Here is a 16,318-nt window from a genome sequence, read left to right as displayed (position 1 = left end):
GAATCCGATCAGGTAGAGGTTGGCGATCCCCAGGAACACCAGCCCGCCCGCCGCGACCACGGCGAGCAGGTCGAAGGCGGCGCCCCACCGGGCGCGGCGCTGCTCGCGGGTGCGGTGGGTGCGCCGGGGCCCGGTCCCCGTCGGCGGTGCTGCGCTCGGCACGGTTCGGCTCCCCCGTCCGGTCTCACGCGCCGTGTCCGGCCGGGCGGCAGGAACCCAGGACGACGGGGTCGGAGGCGGCGACCGCGGGCTCCTCGGTGACCGCGATGAGCGCGGCGCCGGCCAGCGGCGGGAGCGCGACCTCGGCGACCACCGCCGTCCGGTCGGCCTGCGGCGGCACGGTCACGCTGCCGCCCGGCACGGGGGTCGACGTCCCCGTGCACCGGTCGACCACCCGGTAGGACCCAGCTGACGACCTGCTGCTCCGGGGACGGCACCAGCCGCACGAGCACCCGCACCGCGCACGTCGCCCCCGGGGTGCAGGTGCCCAGCGGCCGCAGGTCCACCGCCACGACGGCGCCGGCGGAGGGCGGCGCCGGGGTGGCGACGGGCAGCCCGTCGGGCACCGGCTCGTCAGAGGGCTCCTGCCCACCCCGGCCGGCGTCCATCAGCAGGTCGAGGTCGGCGGTGATGTCGTCGCCCAGGAGCACGACCTCGGCGGTGACGGCGGCGCCGAGCACGACCAGCGAGAGCAGCCACGCGCCGATCCGCCGGCCGGTCGAGCGGGGCCGGCGCGGCGGGCGCGGCGCGGGCCGGTCGCGCACGGCAGCCCGCCGCGCGGGAGCCGGCGGCGCGGCCCCGGCCCCGTCGGGCAGCGCCCGCACCGCACGGGCCAAGGCGGCCAGCTCCGAGCGCACCGCGGCCCGGTCGACGTCCATGACCGGCTCGTCCGGCAGGAGGGCGGCCAGGTCGTCGAGGAACCGCTCGGCCGGCCGTGTCGCGGGGCCGTCCGCGGCCGGGCCCAGGGTGATCCGCCCGTCACCGGTGAGCAGGGGCCGGCCCGCACCCCCGCCCTCGGCCAGCGCGGCGCGGAGGTCCTCGGTGAGGACGAGCGCCTGGGGCGCGGTGATCCGCGCGAGGGAGAGCACCCGGCCGAGCTCGACGCCGCCGCTCGTCGACGCGACGGCCGGCGTCGGCTCGCCGGGCGGTGTCGACCCGTCGGGCGGTGCGGGCACGGGCGGCGGCGGTGCGGCAGCGCGCGGCGTCCTCAGATCCGTCACGACCGCCACCCCCGCCCAACGGCTCTTCCTGGGCACTCCCCCCGTGACACGTCGCCGCCGATGCTCCGCCCCGGCCGGGGAGTTGTCACGGGGTTCCGATGCGCTGCCGTGGAGTCACGACGCCGAGACGCGCACGACCGCATCCCGGTCGAACCGCCACCGGACGGTGACCGGCACCGAGGGCCCGTCGGCGTGGCTGTCGGTGGGCGCGTAGGCCAGCATCCGCGCCACGATCACCCGGTCCTCCACCGACAGCCCGTCCGGTTCGTAGACCGGGGGCAGCGGCGCCTGGCCCTGCAGCGTGCGCGGGCTGGGCAGGCTGCCGATGCGGGAGCCGGTCGCCGAGAAGACCAGCACCTCCTGGACGATCCCGTTCGACGGCTGCGGCGAGCACTCCAGCAGGACGACGGTGTCCTCCCCGCCGGTGCCGTCCACGTCGCCGGTGGCGGTGTCCACCACCCGGACGTCGTAGAACTCGTACCAGGGCGGCCGGCTGCCGTCGGCGGGCACCCGCGCCGCGCCGTCCACGACCGGCGCCCGGAACCCGCCGGGCACCAGGCCGTCGCACGTCAGCTCGTAGGTGGTGGCGCGCCAGTCCACCGCCGCGGCCGCGGGCGCGCTGCCGGCGTCCCGCTCCGCGCCGCACCCGGTCAGCAGCAGGAGGAGCAGCCCTCCCGCCGCCGTCAGCCGGGACGGCGTGACCACCGCGCCAGCAGCGGGCCGGGGCGTCGCCGGCCGGGGCCGGCCGCGGCGCGCGGGCGTCCCGTGCGGGGCGGACCGCTGTCGGTGCACATCCCGCCTCCTCGTGGGCGCTCGTGCCCCCAGGGTCCTCGCCGGGGCGGCGGGTGCCAGGGCGGAAGGTCCCCGGTCCGGCGGGGCCGGCGGCGGCTCCGCCGGGGGCGGCACGCAGGATGGGCCCATGTGCACGGTGGTGGTCCGGCGGTCCGGTGCGGGGCCGGCGGAGGTGCTCGCCATCCGCGACGAGCTCACCGGCCGCGAGTTCGACTCCCCCGGCCGCTGGTGGCCCGACGCGCCCTCCGTCGTCGGAGGCCGCGACCGGGTGGCCGGCGGGACGTGGTGCGCCACCGACGTGCGCACCGGCGTGACCGCGCTGGTGCTCAACCGGTACCACGAGCGGCCCGCCGCCCCCGGCGCCCCGAGCCGGGGCGTGCTGCCGCTGCTCGCCGTCGCGCACGGGCCCGGGTGGGTGCCGCACGTGCGGCTGGAGGGCATGGCCGGCTTCCTGCTGGTGCTGGTGACGCCGGACGCGCTGACCAGCTGGGAGCACGACGGCGAGCGGCTCGTGCGCGCCGAGCACGGGGAGGGCACCACCGTGTTCACCTCCGGCGGCCCCGAGGACCGCGAGGACGAGCTGTGGCGGGAGCCGTTCGCGCGGGCGGCCTTCCCCGCGCGCTGGCGGGAGCTGGTGCAGGAGCAGCAGCCGGCCGAGGACCCGGCCGCCCTCGTCGTCCGGCGGGAGCGGGAGGGCCGGGTGTACGGCACCGTCTTCGCCGAGACGATCGACGCCCGCCCGGGCCGGCTGGAGCTGGAGTACAGCCGGCAGCCCTGGACCGGCGCCTGGGAGCGCGCCTCCTTCGCCGCCGCAGGCTGACCCCGCGGGTCAGATGTACCGGCGGCTCTGCAGCCGGACGAACGCCACCCAGCCCACCGGCGCGGGCAGCCAGAAGGTGACCGTGCGGAAGGCGAGCACCGCGGCCAGGGCGGCCGACACGGGGACGCCGGTCGCGGTCAGGCCACCGAGCAGCGCCGCCTCGACGGCGCCCAGCCCGCCGGGGGTCGGGGCGACCGAGCCGACCGCCGAGGACACCAGGTAGACCCCGATGACCGTGGGCAGCGCCAGCGAGGCGTCGAAGGCGCGCAGCGACGCGTCCAGCGCCAGCACGTAGCCGGCGTTCTGCAGCAGGATGCCCCCCAGCGCCGTCGCCAGCCGTCGCGGCTCGGTCGCCGTGGCGAGCAGCTGCGGCAGCGACTGCCGCAGCAGCGGCTCCAGCCGGCTCACCAGCAGCCGCCGCGCCGGCGCGACCGCGAGCAGCAGCCCCACGACGGCGACCGCGCCCAGCAGGACCAGGAGCACCTCCCCGCTGGGCACCAGGGAGAGCCGGGACGCCGACACCCCGCTGGCCCAGCCGACGACGAGCAGCAGGAGCACCGTCGCGGCGACCGTCGCCACCTGGCTCACCGCGACGCTGGCCGCCGCAGCGCCCACCGCGAGCCCGGCCCGCTGGAGGTACCGGATGTTGATCCCCACGTGCCCGACGGTCGGCGGGGTGACCAGCGTCAGCCACGCCGACGACACCTGGACCAGCGTGGTGCGCCCCAGGGAGAGCGCGACCGGCACGAACGGGATGAGCGCGAGCGCCGCGCCGACGTAGGTGAGCGCCGAACCGCCGAGAGCCACCAGCAGCCACAGCGGATCGGCCCGCCGCAGCTCGTCGACGACGCTGACCTGCGACAGCTGCGAGGCCAGCAGGACGGCGGCGACGGTGGACGCGGCGACGGTGAGGATGGTGCGCACCGAGAAGCGCTCGAGGCGGGGCGCGGCGGCGACCGTGCCGTCGGGGCCGGCGAGCGCGCGGCGCAGCTCGGCGAGCAGCTCCGTGCCGCGCACCGCCCGCCGGACCGCCGCCGGCAGGGCCACCGGCTGGAGCAGCGCGGGCACGCGGGCCGGCGTGGGGCCCGGCGTCCGGTCGGCCTGCAGCGCAGCGACCGCCGCCGCGGCGCCGACGACGGTGGCGCCCCCGACGAGCAGGGCGACGGTGTCCAGGTCCCGCTGCAGCTCGCCGGCGGCCGGCTGGGCGGCCCGCAGGTCGCGGAACCCGGCGGCGCCGTCGGCGTCCAGCAGCACGCTGTCCGGGGTCAGGGCACCGTGCGCCAGGCCGACGGCGTGCAGCCGGCGCAGCGCCGCGAAGGCCGCGGCCAGCCCCGCCTCCGCCCCGTCCCCGGCCTCGGTCAGCGGCGTGCCGGGCAGCGGGCGCTCGACCAGCACCAGCGCCGGGCCGACGGCCAGCAGCGCCACCACCGGCGGCACCGGGACGCCGGCGGCGGCGGCCAGGGCCTTGCTCGACGTCTCCCGCTCCAGGTCGCCGCGCTGGCTGAGCGAGGGCCGGCCCACGACGGCGGCGCGGAACCGGAGCATCCGCCCGGCCCGCCGCACCAGCGGCAGCCCGCGGCCGTCGGGGTCGACGACCGTGACGCAGACCGGCCCCTCCTCGTCGGAGCCGGTCAGCCGCACCAGGCCGGCGTGCTGCTCGGTCACCTCCAGCGCGGTGACCACCACCCCGGCGCGGGCGAGCTCGGCGCGCAGGACGTCGTCCCCGGGCCGGGCCGGGCTCACCCCGGCGGCCAGGCGCACGGCCAGGCCGGCGACGGCGCCGAGCAGCACCGCCGCGACCGCCCCCTGCATCGTCAGGTTGCCCAGTGCCACGCCGCAGACGAGCGCGGCCAGCACCACCCACCGCGCCGGCGCCCGCCAGCGGCGGCGGCGCTGCAGGTCCGCGCCCACGAGGAAGGCGATCGTCGCGACGACGGGCACGAGGGCGGCGTCGTCGCGGGGGCCGGTGAGGACGTCGGCCACCACGCCGCCGGCGGCGTCCCCGCTCCGCTCGGCGACCGCTCCCAGCAGCAGCCCCAGCAGCCCGGCGACGAGGGCCTGGACCAGGGCCGCCCGCCGGTGCCGGGCGGCGTCGACCGCGACGGTCGCGAGCACCGCGAGCACCGCGAGCGAGGCGGCCACCGAGGCGACCGAGAACAGCGTGCGCAGCGGATCGCGGACCACCGTCGGGACGGTGCGGTCGAGGGTGTCGACGGCGTCCGGGGTGGTGAGCGTGAGCAGCACGATCAGCGCCAGCCCGGCGGCGGCGGTGAGCAGCTGGACGACGTCGTTGGGCCGCCGCACCCGGGTCGCGGGGGCCAGCACCGCCTCCCCGCCGCCCCCGCTCACCGCGCGATCATCCCCGAGCCCGGCCCCGCGGTCAGCCACCGGCATGCCGGGTCACCCCGAAGGGGAGGGACGGGAACGGTCCCGCGAACGGCTCGTCGCCGGTACGCTCTGTGAGCCAGGTCACACGACGAGCGGGGGTCCGCCATGACCGCGACCGACCAGCGCACCAGCCCGGCCGAGGCCCTGGACGGGTCGCCGGGAGAGCACGTCGACGTCCTCATCGTGGGGGCCGGGGTGTCCGGCATCGGCGCCGCGCACCACCTGCAGGAGCGCTTCCCGGACAGGAGCTTCGTGCTGCTCGACGCGCAGGACCGGCCCGGCGGGACGTGGTGGACCCACCGCTACCCGGGGGTGCGCTCGGACAGCGACCTGTTCACCTACGGGTACCGCTTCAAGCCCTGGCGCGGGCCCTCCATCGCGGCGGGTGGCGAGATCCTCCGCTACCTGGACGAGGTCATCGCCGAGGACGACCTGGCCCCGCACATCCGCTTCCGGCACCGGGCCACGCACGCCTCGTGGTCCACCGAGGACCGGCGCTGGACGGTCCGGGTCACCCGGCTCGACACCGGGGAGGAGGTCCGGTTCACCACGAACTTCCTGTGGATGTGCCAGGGCTACTACAACCACACCCGGCCCTACCAGCCCGACTGGCCCGGCATGGACCGGTTCGCCGGCCGGATCGTGCACCCGCAGCAGTGGCCCGAGGACCTCGACCTGGACGGGAAGCGCGTCGTCGTCATCGGGTCCGGCTCCACGGCGGCGACGCTGATCCCCGCGATCGCCGGGCAGGCGGCGCACGTGACCATGCTCCAGCGCTCGCCGTCCTACTTCCTCGCGCCGCCGCTGACGCACGACCTGGCGACGACGTTGCGCGCGCTGGACATCCCGGAGGAGTGGACCCACGAGATCCTCCGCCGGGCCTACGCCGCCGAGTTCGACGAGCTGGCACGGATGGCGCACGAGGCGCCGGACGAGCTGCACGACTACCTCATGGAGGCGATGAAGCCGCACCTCCCGGAGGGCTTCGACGTCGAGAAGCACCTGACGCCGCGCTACCGACCGTGGCAGCAGCGGATCGCGATCGTCCCGGAGGGCGACCTGTTCGCCGCCCTGCGCGAGGGGAAGGCCTCGATGGTCACCGACACCATCGACACCTTCACCGAGACCGGCATCCGGCTCGGCTCCGGGGACGAGCTCGAGGCCGACGTCGTGGTCAGCGCCACCGGGTTCAACCTGTCGGTGCTCGGGGACGTCGCCTTCACCGTGGACGGCGAGCCGGTCGACTTCCCCGAACGGGTCACCTGGCGCGGCCTGATGATCAGCGGGATCCCGAACATGGCCTACGTCTTCGGGTACTTCCGGCACAGCTGGACGCTGCGCGTGGACCTGGTCAGCGACCTGGTGATCCGGCTCCTGGAGCAGATGGAGACCAAGAAGGCGACCATGGTCGTCCCGACCCTGCGCGACGAGGACGCCGGCATGCAGCCACGGCCGTGGTCGGACCCGGAGGACTTCAACGCCGGGTACGTGATGCGCTCCCAGCACCTGCTGTTCAAGCAGGGCGACCGCGAGCCCTGGGTCCACATGCTGGAGCACGCCGAGGAGGCCGAGATCCTCCCGAAGGTCGACCTCGACGACGGCTCCCTCGTCTACCGGTGACCCGCCCCGACGTCCCCGCACCCCCGGCGGGCGCCGTGCCCGCCGTTCCGCCTCCCGAGGAGTTGCCATGCCGCAGACGGCCGTCCGGACCGGTGTCACCCTGAACTACGAGATCAGCGGCGAGGGCGACCCGCTGCTGCTCGTCATGGGGACGTCGGGGTCGATCCCGCTGTGGGGCGAGCTCATCCCCCGGCTGGCCGAGCGCTACCGGGTCATCGCCTTCGACAACCGCGGCCTCGGCGGGAGCGAGCGCGGCGAGGGCCCGATCACCGTGACCGCCCTGGCCGAGGACGCCTCGGCCCTGCTGGAGGCCCTGGGGATCCCCCGCGCGCACGCCATGGGCTGGTCGCTGGGCTCCGCCGTGGTGCAGGAGCTGGCGCTCGCGCACCCCGATCAGGTCGCCACCGCGATCCTGCACGCCACGTGGGCGCAGTGCGACGGCTTCCAGCGGTCCGTGCTGACGGCGCTGCGGCACCCCTACGCGAAGCGGGACATGGAGGCCGCACTCGCCACCGCGGGCATCGCCTTCTCCCCGCAACTGCTGGACCACCCCGACTTCGCCGCGATGCTCGAGCCGATGCTGCCGGCCTTCCCGCAGACCGAGGAGCAGATGCAGGTCACCGTCGAGCAGTGGGACGCCGACCTGGCGCACGACACCACCGACCGGCTGGCCGGCATCACCGTGCCCACCCTCGTCATCGTCGGCGAGCAGGACCTGCTCACCCCGCCCTGGCAGGCGAAGAAGGTGGCCGACGCGATCCCCGGCGCGGAGTACGAGCTGCTGACCGGCCCGGGGTCCAGCCACGGCGTGCACATCGAGCGACCCGACGACGTCGTCCGGCTGGTCACCGGCTTCCTCGACCGGCACGCGCTGCAGCCGGCGGCCTGAGCGACCCGCCGGAGCGCCGCCTGGGAGGATCGGCGCACCCGACGAAGGAGCGCCCCGGCATGCCCGTCCCCTCGCAGCCGCTGGAGAAGCTCGGCTTCCTGACCATCGGTTCCTTCGACGCCGCCGATCCGCGCGCGGGGCACGAGACGACGCTGCGCGTCATCGAGCTGGGCGAGCGGCTGGGCTTCGACAGCGCGTGGGTGCGGCACCGGCACCTGCAGTTCGGCATCTCCTCCCCCGTCGCCGTCCTGGCTGCGGCGACGCAGCGCACCAGCCGGATCGAGCTGGGGACGGCGGTCATCCCGCTCGGGTGGGAGAACCCGCTGCGGCTGGCCGAGGACCTCGCGACCGTCGACGTCCTCTCGGGGGGCCGGCTCAACCCCGGGGTGAGCGTGGGGCCGCCGATGCACTGGGACGACGTGAAGGGCGCCCTCTACCCGGACACCGCCGAGCTCGAGGACTTCTCCTACGGGCGGGTGTCCCGGCTGCTGTCGCTGGTCGCCGGCGAGCCGGCCTCCTCGTTCGCCGGCCGCGAGGGCGTGGTCGAGGAGTGGTCCGACCGCGTGCAGCCGCACGCGGCGGGGCTGCGCGACCGGCTCTGGTACGGCGGCGGCAGCCTCGGCTCGGCCCGCTGGGCCGGCGAGCACGGCATGAACCTCCTGACCAGCAGCGTGGTGAAGGCCGAGGGCACCGCCGAGCCGGACTTCGCCGCGATCCAGCGCTCGCACGTCGACGCCTTCCGCGCCGCCCACCCGGCCGGCGCGGCGGCCCGGGTCTCCCAGGGGCTCGTCGTCATCCCCACCGACAGCGCCACCCCCGCGCAGCGCGAGAAGTACGCCGCCTACGTCGCCCAGCGGCTCCCCCGGACGACGAGCCCGCAGGGCCCGGCGCGGATGCTCTTCGCCCCCGATCTGATCGGCACCGCCGAGCAGATCGCCGAGCAGCTGCACGCGCACGCCGGGTTCCGCGCCGTCTCCGAGGTGGCCTTCGCCCTGCCGTTCTCCTTCGCCGACGAGGACTACGAGCAGATGCTGACCGACATCGCGACCCGGCTGGGGCCGGCGCTGGGGTGGCGCCCGCCGGGCTGATCGCCCTGCGGCGAGAGGTGCGCGCTGGTTGACTCGCGGCATGGTCGAACCGCTGCCGGAACCGGGCCGGAGATCGATCCCGACCAGCCGATCCCCGACGACCCGGGCGAGCTGCTGCCCGACGCTCCCGAGGTGCTGCCGCCGCCGCCGATCGAGGCGACGCCGGACGACCCGGGCGGCGACCCCGGGGGCGTCCCCGAGCCCGCCTGACGGCGATCCGGTCGCCGACGCCGCGCGGCAGCCCGGTGGCGGAGCCGGTCGTTGCCGAGCCGGTCGTTGCCGACCCCCGGCAGGGATCGGCGCCTCGACCTGGCCGACCGGGACCGTGGTCCGCACGCCGGCGCGCAGCGAGGGTCGAGGCCGGTACCCCCGCTGACGAGGAGGCACTCGATGGGTGACAAGTCCCCCGGCCGGAACACGAAGAAGGCCGGCCGGTCGATCAAGGAGAAGCGCGCCGAGAAGCGCGCCCGCACCGAGGGCTCGACCCCGGCCGGGCAGCTCACGTCCCGCAGGAAGAGCTGACCCCCGCCCGGCCCCCTGACCGGGGGCCGGGCCCTCGGGCACGACGTGCCAGGATCGACGGTCGTGCGGTCATGGGGGCGCGGGGAGCTCCCCCGGGAGGTGGGCGTCCTCGCGATCATCGCGTTCGTCGTCGCCCTCGGGTTCGGCATCGTCGCCCCGGCCATCCCGCTGTTCGCCCGTGACTTCGGCGTCGGGCGGACGGCGGTCGGCCTGGCGGTCAGCGCGTTCGCGTTCTTCCGCTTCGTCTCCGCGTTCGGCGGCGGTTCGCTGGTCGAGCGGTTCGGCGAGCGGCTGGTGCTCGCGGCGGGGCTGCTGGTCGTCGCCGTGACCACCGGCGCGGCGGGGCTGGCCGGCTCCTTCCCCGTCTTCCTGGGGTTGCGCGCCGCCGGCGGCGTGGGCAGCGCGATGTTCAGCGTCGCGGCGCTCTCGCTGCTGTTCCGCGTCTCGCCGCCGACGCACCGCGGCCGGGCCGCCGCGACCTGGCAGGGCGGCTTCATCCTCGGCGGCATCGCCGGGCCCGCCGCCGGCGGACTGCTCACCGAGCTCTCACCGCGGCTGCCGTTCTTCCTCTACGCCGGGTTCCTGCTGGTCGCCGGCGGCGTCGGGATGGTCCTGCTGCGGGCGGCACCTGACGCGGCCGGCCCCGCGCCGTCCCCGGGGGTCGACCTGGACGCGGGCCCGGTCGACCTGCGCACCGCCTTCCGCTCGCGGGCCTACGTCGCGGCGCTCATTGCCAACCTGGGCGTCGGGTGGGTGCTGTTCGGCGTCCGCAACTCGCTGGTCCCCCTGTACGTGACCGAGGAGCTGGGCCGCACCGTCGCCTGGGCCGGCGCCGGGCTGCTCGCGGGCTCGCTGGCGCAGGCGGTCGCCCTGCTGCGGTCGGGCCGGCTGGTCGACGAGTGGGGACGGCGACCGGCCCTGCTGCTCGGCTCGACGCTGGCCACCACGTCAATGCTGGTGCTCGTCGCCCCGCCGCAGCTCGGGCTGTTCCTGCTGTCCATGGCGGTCTTCGGCCTTGCCGCCGCGCTGCTGGCCAGCGCGCCGGCTGCGCTGGTCGCCGACGTCAGCCCCGCGCGCGGCGGGCGGGTGGTGGCGGTGTTCCAGATGTCGGCCGACCTGGGTGCGATCGCCGGGCCGCTGGTGGCCGGCTGGCTGACCGACGTCGCCTCCTTCCAGTGGGCGTTCGCGCTGAGCGCGCTGGTGCTGGCCGCCGCGCTGGTCGCGGCCTTGACCCTGCCGAGGGCCGGGAGCCGGCCGCCGGCTTGACGCCGCCCGTCCGCGGCACGGATGGTCGGGCCCGGTGCGCCCACCCGGGCCCCGGCGAGGAGGATCCGTGCCCCCAGTTCCACGGTCGGCCGGCTCCGGTGACCGCGCCTGGCTGGACGCCGTCGGCGCCGCGGCCGCCGCGGCGACCCGCGCGCCGCTGGAGCTGATCGGCGACTACCTGCCGGTGCTGGCCGATGCGGCCATCGGCGGCCGACGGCCCGAGCCCTGGGAGCTCGCGGCCGTCCGGGAGCTCGGCCGGCGCGCGGCCGCTTCCGGTGTCGGCGCCCGCCGGGCGGTCGACCTCTACCTGTCGGCGGCGTGGCGGCTGTGGCGGGCGCTCCCGGTGACCGAGCGGTCCGCGGACCCCGAGCACGTGCGCCGCTCCGCCGAGGCCGTGCTGCGCAGCCTGGACGACGCGGTCGGCGCGCTGGTCGCCGGCCACCAGGCCGAGCGGCGCGAGCAGGTCCGGCACGAGGAGGCGCTGCGGCGTGAGTTCGTCGACGACCTGCTCCGCGGCGACGCCGACGTCGCCCTCGTCGTGCAGCGCGCCGAGCCGTTCGGCCTGGACCTCGGCAAGGCCCACCGCGTCGCCCTCGCCGCCCGCCGGGACGACGCCGACCCCGGGCGCGCGCCGATCCTGCTCGAGCGGGCCGTCGTCGACCGGTTCGGCGACCGGGACGTGCTCGTCGCGACGAAGGACGGCCGCGTGGTCGTCGTCGTCCCGGACCGGGCCGGCGGGACCGGACCTGCCGAGCCCACGCTGGCTGCCGTCCTGCGCCAGGAGCTCGCGCGGCTGGAGCCCGGCCGCGGCTGGCGGGTCGCGGCCGGGCGCCCGTTCCCCGGCGCCTACGGCGTGGCCCGCTCCTACGAGGAGGCCCGGGAGGCGCTGACCTTCGCCGAGCGGCTGGACCCCGGCAGCGACGTCGTCGACTCGGGGGACCTGCTCGTCTACCGCGTCCTCGGGCGCGACCAGGCGGCGATCACCGACCTGGTGCGCGACGTGCTCGGCCCGCTGGCAGGCGTCCGGGGCGGACCCGAGCTGTTGCTCGACACGCTGCAGGCCTACGTCGCCGCCGGGGACGTGGCGACCGAGGCCGCCCGCCGCCTCCACGTGTCGGTCCGCACCGTGACCTACCGGCTGGCCCGGGTGCGGGCGCTGACCGGTTACGACGCCGGGGTGCCCGCGGAGCGGTTCGCCCTGCACGCCGCCGTGCTGGGCGCGCGGCTGCTGGACTGGCCGGCCCGGCCGCTACCCGCCGACCACTGAGCCCGCGCGGTCGACCCCGGCGGCCAGCTCGGCGAGGTGCCAGAGGGTGACCAGTCCGCGGAGCCGCCCGGCCCGGTCGACGACGGGCACCGCGTCGGCGCGCGAGCCGGCCATCACCCGGAGGACTGCGGGCAGCTCGTCGGTGCCGCGCACCCGCGGCCCCCGTCCGGCCCCTCAGCAGCGTGCGCACCGGGGTGCGCCGGGCGGCGAACGGCCCGGGCGGCCACTCCAGGGCCAGCGCCCGGTCGTCCAGCACGCCCACCGGCCGGCCGGTGCCGTCGATGACGACGACGCGCTGGTCGCGGGCGCTCGCGAGCCGGCTCCACGCCTCCCACATCGACTCGTCCTGGTCCACCGTCGTCGGAGAACGGGTCATGACATCCGCCGCCGTGCGCGGCATCCGGGAGATCTCCGGCTCCGGCGTCCCGCGGCGCCACGGCCGCAGGGCGAGCGGCGCGCCGGCAGACCTCGGGGCGCGGTCGAGCACGGGGTTCATGGCTGGCCTCCTCCTCCGGCGCCCGCGGTCCGGGCGCTCCTCGCCCCTGGGGCGGAAATGGCCATTTCTGCCCCAGGGGGCCTCGTCGTCGAACTGATCGGAGTCTGCGTCGAGCGGGGTGGCCGGGTCACCGGCTCCGGACGGACGATCCGCCGGGTCGGAACTTGCCGGGGCCCGGCAACGGGACGCCGTGGCCCTCGGCTCGATGCGCGCAGCTGAATGTGCGCAGGCGGCCGAGCGGCGCGGGTTTGCCGGGGACGGGCAACGACGGGGCGATCGAGTTGACCGGTGGCGCCCCTCGATCCACGGCACCCGGGAGGCCACGCTGGAGTCGACGTCCCCGCAACCGAAGGAGGCACCGTGTCCCTCGCCCTGACGCCCGCTCCCGCCCTGCTGCTCGCCCCCGTGCGGCAGCCTGCTGCCCGGACCGCGGCCCCCGAGCTCCGTGCGTTCACGGCTCCCATCGCGCCCGCCGGCCGGGAGGACCGCGGCTCCGACGTCGTCGAGGAGTGGGGGCTGCAGTCCTTCCCGGCCAGCGATCCGCCGGCCAACTGGTGACCTGCCCGATCGACGAGGAGGACGACCGTGACCGCCCCGGCATCGACAGCCCCACGCCCGACCGCTCCCGCGCCCGGCTGCGCCGCCTGCCCCCACCCGGTGGGGAACCACGACCCGGTCGCGCTGCGCTGGTGCCGGGCCACGACCGGATCCGCGCTCGACCGCACCTGCGTCTGCCCGACCGGGTGACCGGCCTCGCGGGCCTGGCGGAACAGGACCCGGCCCGCCGGCGCTGGAGCGCACGTGACCTCCCCGGAGCCCCGGCTCTCCCTGCTGGACCGCTCCCGCACCCGGGTCGGTGAGCCCGACGCCGCCGCGCTGCACGGCACCCGCGCCCGCGCGGCGGCTGCCGAGCGGTCGGGGTACGAGCGGTTCTGGGTCGCCGAGCACCACGGGGTCCCCGGCGTCGCCGGCGCCGCCCCGGCCGTGCTGCTGGCGGCGCTGGCCGGGGTGACGTCGACCATCCGGCTGGGCTCGGCCGGCGTGATGCTGCCGCACCACCAGCCGCTCGTCGTCGCCGAGCAGTTCGCGACCCTCACCGCGTTCGCACCGGGCCGGATCGACCTTGGGCTGGGTCGCTCCCCCGGCTTCACCCCGCCGGTGCGGCGCGCGCTGCGGGAGACCGAGCGCGACTTCGCCGCCGACCTCGCCGAGCTCCGCGGCTACCTCACCGGCTCGGCCGAGATCACGGTGCGCCCGCAGCCGGCCGGCCCCCTGCCCCTGCACGTGCTCGCCACCGGAGCGGGCCTGCAGGTGGCGGCCGCGCTGGGCCTGCCGGTGGTCGTGGGCGGGCCGGTCCTGGGGGTCGCCGGCGATCCGGAGCCCGGGCTGGCCGCGCTGGCCGCCTACCGCCGCGACTTCCGGCCCTCCGAGCAGCAGCCCGCACCGCGGGTGTCGATCAGCCTCGACGTGCTGGTCGCGGACACCGCCGCCGAGGCCGCGGACCTGCTGCTGCCCGAGGCCTGGGCGATGGCGCGCTCGCGGACCGAGGGCGCCTTCCCGCCGCTGCAGCCGGTCGCCGCCGTCGTGGCGGCGCCCCGCACGCCGCGCCAGCAGGAGCACGTGGACCGGACCGCGGCCATGGCCGTGGCGGGCACCGCCGCGCACGTCGGGAGCCGGCTGGCCGAGCTGCTCGAGCGCACCGGCGCCGCCGAACTCGTGGCCAGCAGCAGCACGTTCGACCGCGACGCCCTGGCCGCCTCCGACGCGGCGCTCGCCGGGATCCTGGGCCTGCGGCCCCGGACCAGCGCCCCCGCCGGCTGAGCGGGTCCCGCCGGAGCTAGGGCTGCGGGATCTCCGCCCGCTCCTCGAGCCGCCGCCGGTGGTGCTCGCGCACCATGGCCCGCGTCGCGTAGGTCGAGTACCGCGGCACCCAGCGGGCCAGCCCGGCCGCGCCCAGCAGCCCGACGCCGCCCATCACCGCGATGCCGACGCCGAGAGGGGCGACCGTGGCGATCGCCGCCGGCACCACCGGGCCCAGCGACGTCCCGACGTCGTTGATCAGCCGGAAGATCGCCAGGAACGACCGTCGGTCGAGCTCGGGCGAGGTGTCCGCGCCCAGGGTCATCACGATGCCCGAGCCGATCCCGTTGCCGAAGGCCATGACCATGGCGACCGCGGTCAGCCCGACCACGCCGTCCGTCAGCGGCAGGGCCAGCGTGCCGAGGCCCAGGACGACCATGCACGGGACGGCGATCCACAGCCGGCCGAGCCTGTCCATGACGTGGCCCGACGGGTAGAAGAGCGCCATGTCGACGAAGTTGGCGATGCCGAAGACCAGGCTGGTGGTGGCCGCGTCCAGACCGATGTGATCGGCCCACAGCGGGATGACCGCCACCCGGGCCGCGCGGATCGCCCCGATGGACGCCACCGCGATCCCGAGGGTGAGGAACAGCCGCCGGTGCCGGCGGAACATCTCGCGGACCCCGACCGGCCCGTGCCCCGCGCCCGCGGGCCGGGCGGCCGAGCCGGGCGTGACCGGCGCCAGGGCCAGGATCGCGGCCGCGACCAGCGAGGCGACCACCGCGACGGCGAACGCCGAGCGGGTCCCCCAGATCGAGATGACGCCGGCGCCCACGAAGGGGCCGATGAACAGCCCGATGCGGAAGACACCGCCGAGCGTGGACATCGCGCGGGCCCGGTGGTGCACGGCGACGACGTCGGCGACGTAGGACTGCCGCGCGAGGTGCATGGTCGCGCCGCAGGCACCCAGCACCAGCAGCGCCACGGCCAGCGCGGCGACCGACCCGGTGACCAGGCAGGAGGCCATCGCGACTGCCGAGGCGAGCATCGCCGCGAGCATCGCGCCCTTCTCGCCGACCCGGTTGGCCAGCCACGCGGCCGGGACGTCGCCGAGGATCGTGCCGATGCCGATCGCGGCGAGCATCAGCCCGGCGACCGTCGTCGAGGCGCCCGCGTCCAGGGCCACCAGGGCGATGACCGGCATCACCGCGCCGTGGCCGATCTCGTAGACCAGCATCGGCAGCATCACCGACGGTCCGATCTGCCGCAGCACCGTGCTCAAGGTCGAACTCATCGCCGTGGTCCCTCGTCCCGCTCGGTGCCGCCGACCCCATTCGACACCACCGCGCCTCGCCGTCCCGCAGGGGGAACTAGGTTCCGGGCATGGCCACGACCGCGTTGCTGGTGCTCGACCTGATCGGCACCTTCGCCTTCGCGCTGAACGGGGCCCTCACCGCGCTGCGGGCGACCCGGCTGGACATCGTCGGCGTCATCACCCTCGGCATGATCACGGCGCTGGGCGGGGGCACCATCCGCGACGTCTTCCTGGACGCGCTCCCGCCGGCCACGTTCCTCGACTGGCGGTACCTGGCCGTGGCCGCCGGCGGCGGGCTCATCGCCTTCCTCACCGGGCACCACCTCGAACGGATCAACGGGACCATCAACGTGCTGGACGCCGCCGGGCTCAGCCTGTTCGCCGTCACCGGCGCCCTCAAGGCGGTGGACCTCGGGTTCGGGCCCGCGCAGGCGGTCATCGTCGGCGCGATCACCGGCGTCGGGGGCGGCACGCTGCGCGACGTGCTGATCCGCCAGGTGCCCTCGGTGCTCAGCAGCGGCCTGTACGCGGTGCCGGCGCTGGTCGGGGCCACGGTGGTCGTGCTCGCCGACGTCCTCGACGCCCGGGGTCCGGTGGCCGCGATCGGCGCGGCCGCGGTCTGCTTCGCGATCCGGATGCTCGGCGTGCACTTCGACGTGAACGCGCCCTTCCCCCCGGGCGAGCGCCGCCGGGAGCGCTGAGCCGCCCCGGGGGCGAGCGCGGCGGACTGGTCGACCGGGCCGTCCTCGGCGACCCGGCCGGCGCGCTCGGCCGTGGCGTGGCGGTCCGCGAGGCGGCACCCGACCACTCGCGGAGAAACGTGCCGGAGTGCATG

16 protein-coding genes and 1 pseudogene are annotated in these 16,318 nt (G+C 76.8%); 11 read left to right on the top strand and 6 right to left on the bottom strand.

Annotation, left to right across the window (positions count from 1 at the left end):
* Nucleotides 1-8: 8 nt before the first annotated feature.
* Nucleotides 9-1,175 carry a hypothetical protein gene (locus JKP76_RS21165; RefSeq protein ID WP_242471946.1) on the bottom strand — a complete coding sequence of 389 codons (1,167 nt, stop codon included), beginning with the start codon at nt 1,173-1,175 and terminating at the stop codon, nt 9-11.
* Between the two features lie 159 nt (nt 1,176-1,334).
* Complete coding sequence (locus tag JKP76_RS13845) at nt 1,335-2,012, bottom strand: hypothetical protein (RefSeq protein WP_200491570.1); 678 nt, start codon at nt 2,010-2,012, stop codon at nt 1,335-1,337.
* Nucleotides 2,013-2,139: 127 nt separating this feature from the next.
* Here JKP76_RS13845 and JKP76_RS13840 point away from each other — a divergent pair, with 127 nt between their 5' ends.
* Complete coding sequence (locus tag JKP76_RS13840) at nt 2,140-2,832, top strand: NRDE family protein (protein WP_200491569.1); 693 nt, start codon at nt 2,140-2,142, stop codon at nt 2,830-2,832.
* A 9-nt stretch (nt 2,833-2,841) separates the two neighbouring features.
* Here the strand turns inward: JKP76_RS13840 and JKP76_RS13835 are convergent, their stop codons facing one another.
* The gene (locus JKP76_RS13835) at nt 2,842-5,226 is read right to left on the bottom strand and encodes a lysylphosphatidylglycerol synthase transmembrane domain-containing protein (protein ID WP_200491568.1); all 2,385 of its coding nucleotides are present in this window, start codon (nt 5,224-5,226) and stop codon (nt 2,842-2,844) included.
* 99 nt (nt 5,227-5,325) lie between these two features.
* Between JKP76_RS13835 and JKP76_RS13830 the strand changes: the two genes are divergently transcribed.
* The 6 genes from JKP76_RS13830 (at nt 5,326) to JKP76_RS13810 (ending at nt 11,872) form a co-directional block, all read left to right on the top strand.
* Complete coding sequence (locus tag JKP76_RS13830) at nt 5,326-6,840, top strand: NAD(P)/FAD-dependent oxidoreductase (RefSeq protein WP_200491567.1); 1,515 nt, start codon at nt 5,326-5,328, stop codon at nt 6,838-6,840.
* Between the two features lie 67 nt (nt 6,841-6,907).
* Nucleotides 6,908-7,729 carry an alpha/beta fold hydrolase gene (locus JKP76_RS13825; protein ID WP_200491566.1) on the top strand — a complete coding sequence of 274 codons (822 nt, stop codon included), beginning with the start codon at nt 6,908-6,910 and terminating at the stop codon, nt 7,727-7,729.
* Nucleotides 7,730-7,788: 59 nt separating this feature from the next.
* Nucleotides 7,789-8,817 carry an LLM class flavin-dependent oxidoreductase gene (locus JKP76_RS13820; protein WP_200491565.1) on the top strand — a complete coding sequence of 343 codons (1,029 nt, stop codon included), beginning with the start codon at nt 7,789-7,791 and terminating at the stop codon, nt 8,815-8,817.
* 390 nt (nt 8,818-9,207) lie between these two features.
* Entirely contained in the window at nt 9,208-9,339 is a 132-nt protein-coding gene (locus tag JKP76_RS22585) for a hypothetical protein (RefSeq protein ID WP_255522686.1), read from the top strand.
* A gap of 63 nt (nt 9,340-9,402) precedes the next feature.
* Complete coding sequence (locus JKP76_RS13815) at nt 9,403-10,605, top strand: MFS transporter (RefSeq protein WP_200491564.1); 1,203 nt, start codon at nt 9,403-9,405, stop codon at nt 10,603-10,605.
* Nucleotides 10,606-10,672: 67 nt separating this feature from the next.
* Entirely contained in the window at nt 10,673-11,872 is a 1,200-nt protein-coding gene (locus JKP76_RS13810) for a helix-turn-helix domain-containing protein (protein ID WP_200491563.1), read from the top strand.
* Here the strand turns inward: JKP76_RS13810 and JKP76_RS13805 are convergent.
* Together JKP76_RS13805 and JKP76_RS24110 are read right to left on the bottom strand one after the other, a co-directional pair.
* A complete protein-coding gene (locus tag JKP76_RS13805) occupies nt 11,855-12,025 on the bottom strand; it encodes a CBS domain-containing protein (protein WP_200491562.1) in 171 nt (56 codons plus the stop codon). The genes JKP76_RS13810 and JKP76_RS13805 overlap by 18 nt on opposite strands.
* A 94-nt stretch (nt 12,026-12,119) precedes the next feature.
* Nucleotides 12,120-12,248 (bottom strand): annotated as a pseudogene (locus JKP76_RS24110) (CBS domain-containing protein); the annotation flags it as partial.
* Between the two features lie 480 nt (nt 12,249-12,728).
* Between JKP76_RS24110 and JKP76_RS13795 the strand changes: the two are divergent.
* From JKP76_RS13795 to JKP76_RS13785, 3 genes are read left to right on the top strand one after another with little or no spacing between them, the layout of a single operon-like run.
* Nucleotides 12,729-12,926 (top strand): hypothetical protein, encoded by a 198-nt coding sequence (locus JKP76_RS13795; protein WP_200491561.1) that lies wholly within the window; start codon nt 12,729-12,731, stop codon nt 12,924-12,926.
* A 27-nt stretch (nt 12,927-12,953) separates the two neighbouring features.
* Nucleotides 12,954-13,115, top strand: a complete 162-nt coding sequence (locus JKP76_RS24105; RefSeq protein WP_200491560.1) for an RGCVC family protein — start codon at nt 12,954-12,956, stop codon at nt 13,113-13,115.
* A gap of 54 nt (nt 13,116-13,169) precedes the next feature.
* Entirely contained in the window at nt 13,170-14,189 is a 1,020-nt protein-coding gene (locus JKP76_RS13785) for an MsnO8 family LLM class oxidoreductase (protein ID WP_200491559.1), read from the top strand.
* A 16-nt stretch (nt 14,190-14,205) separates the two neighbouring features.
* Here JKP76_RS13785 and JKP76_RS13780 read toward each other — a convergent pair whose 3' ends face one another.
* Nucleotides 14,206-15,462, bottom strand: a complete 1,257-nt coding sequence (locus JKP76_RS13780; RefSeq protein WP_200491558.1) for an MFS transporter — start codon at nt 15,460-15,462, stop codon at nt 14,206-14,208.
* Nucleotides 15,463-15,551: 89 nt separating this feature from the next.
* Between JKP76_RS13780 and JKP76_RS13775 the strand changes: the two genes are divergently transcribed.
* Nucleotides 15,552-16,184 carry a trimeric intracellular cation channel family protein gene (locus JKP76_RS13775; RefSeq protein WP_200491557.1) on the top strand — a complete coding sequence of 211 codons (633 nt, stop codon included), beginning with the start codon at nt 15,552-15,554 and terminating at the stop codon, nt 16,182-16,184.
* Nucleotides 16,185-16,318 lie beyond the last annotated feature (134 nt).

Source organism: Blastococcus sp. TML/C7B (genome assembly GCF_016612845.1).
Taxonomy (GTDB): domain Bacteria; phylum Actinomycetota; class Actinomycetes; order Mycobacteriales; family Geodermatophilaceae; genus Blastococcus.
Note: the sequence above shows the minus strand (reverse complement) of the source record. Positions and strands in the feature narration are given on the sequence as shown.

Coding starts and splice junctions, on each gene's coding strand:
- JKP76_RS22585 (WP_255522686.1), top strand. CDS start 9,208: ATGGGTGACAAGTCCCCCGGCCGGAACACGAAGAAGGCCGGCCGGTCG.
- JKP76_RS13840 (WP_200491569.1), top strand. CDS start 2,140: ATGTGCACGGTGGTGGTCCGGCGGTCCGGTGCGGGGCCGGCGGAGGTG.
- JKP76_RS13775 (WP_200491557.1), top strand. CDS start 15,552: ATGGCCACGACCGCGTTGCTGGTGCTCGACCTGATCGGCACCTTCGCC.
- JKP76_RS13820 (WP_200491565.1), top strand. CDS start 7,789: ATGCCCGTCCCCTCGCAGCCGCTGGAGAAGCTCGGCTTCCTGACCATC.
- JKP76_RS13830 (WP_200491567.1), top strand. CDS start 5,326: ATGACCGCGACCGACCAGCGCACCAGCCCGGCCGAGGCCCTGGACGGG.
- JKP76_RS13825 (WP_200491566.1), top strand. CDS start 6,908: ATGCCGCAGACGGCCGTCCGGACCGGTGTCACCCTGAACTACGAGATC.
- JKP76_RS13780 (WP_200491558.1), bottom strand. CDS start 15,462: ATGAGTTCGACCTTGAGCACGGTGCTGCGGCAGATCGGACCGTCGGTG.
- JKP76_RS13835 (WP_200491568.1), bottom strand. CDS start 5,226: ATGCCGGTGGCTGACCGCGGGGCCGGGCTCGGGGATGATCGCGCGGTG.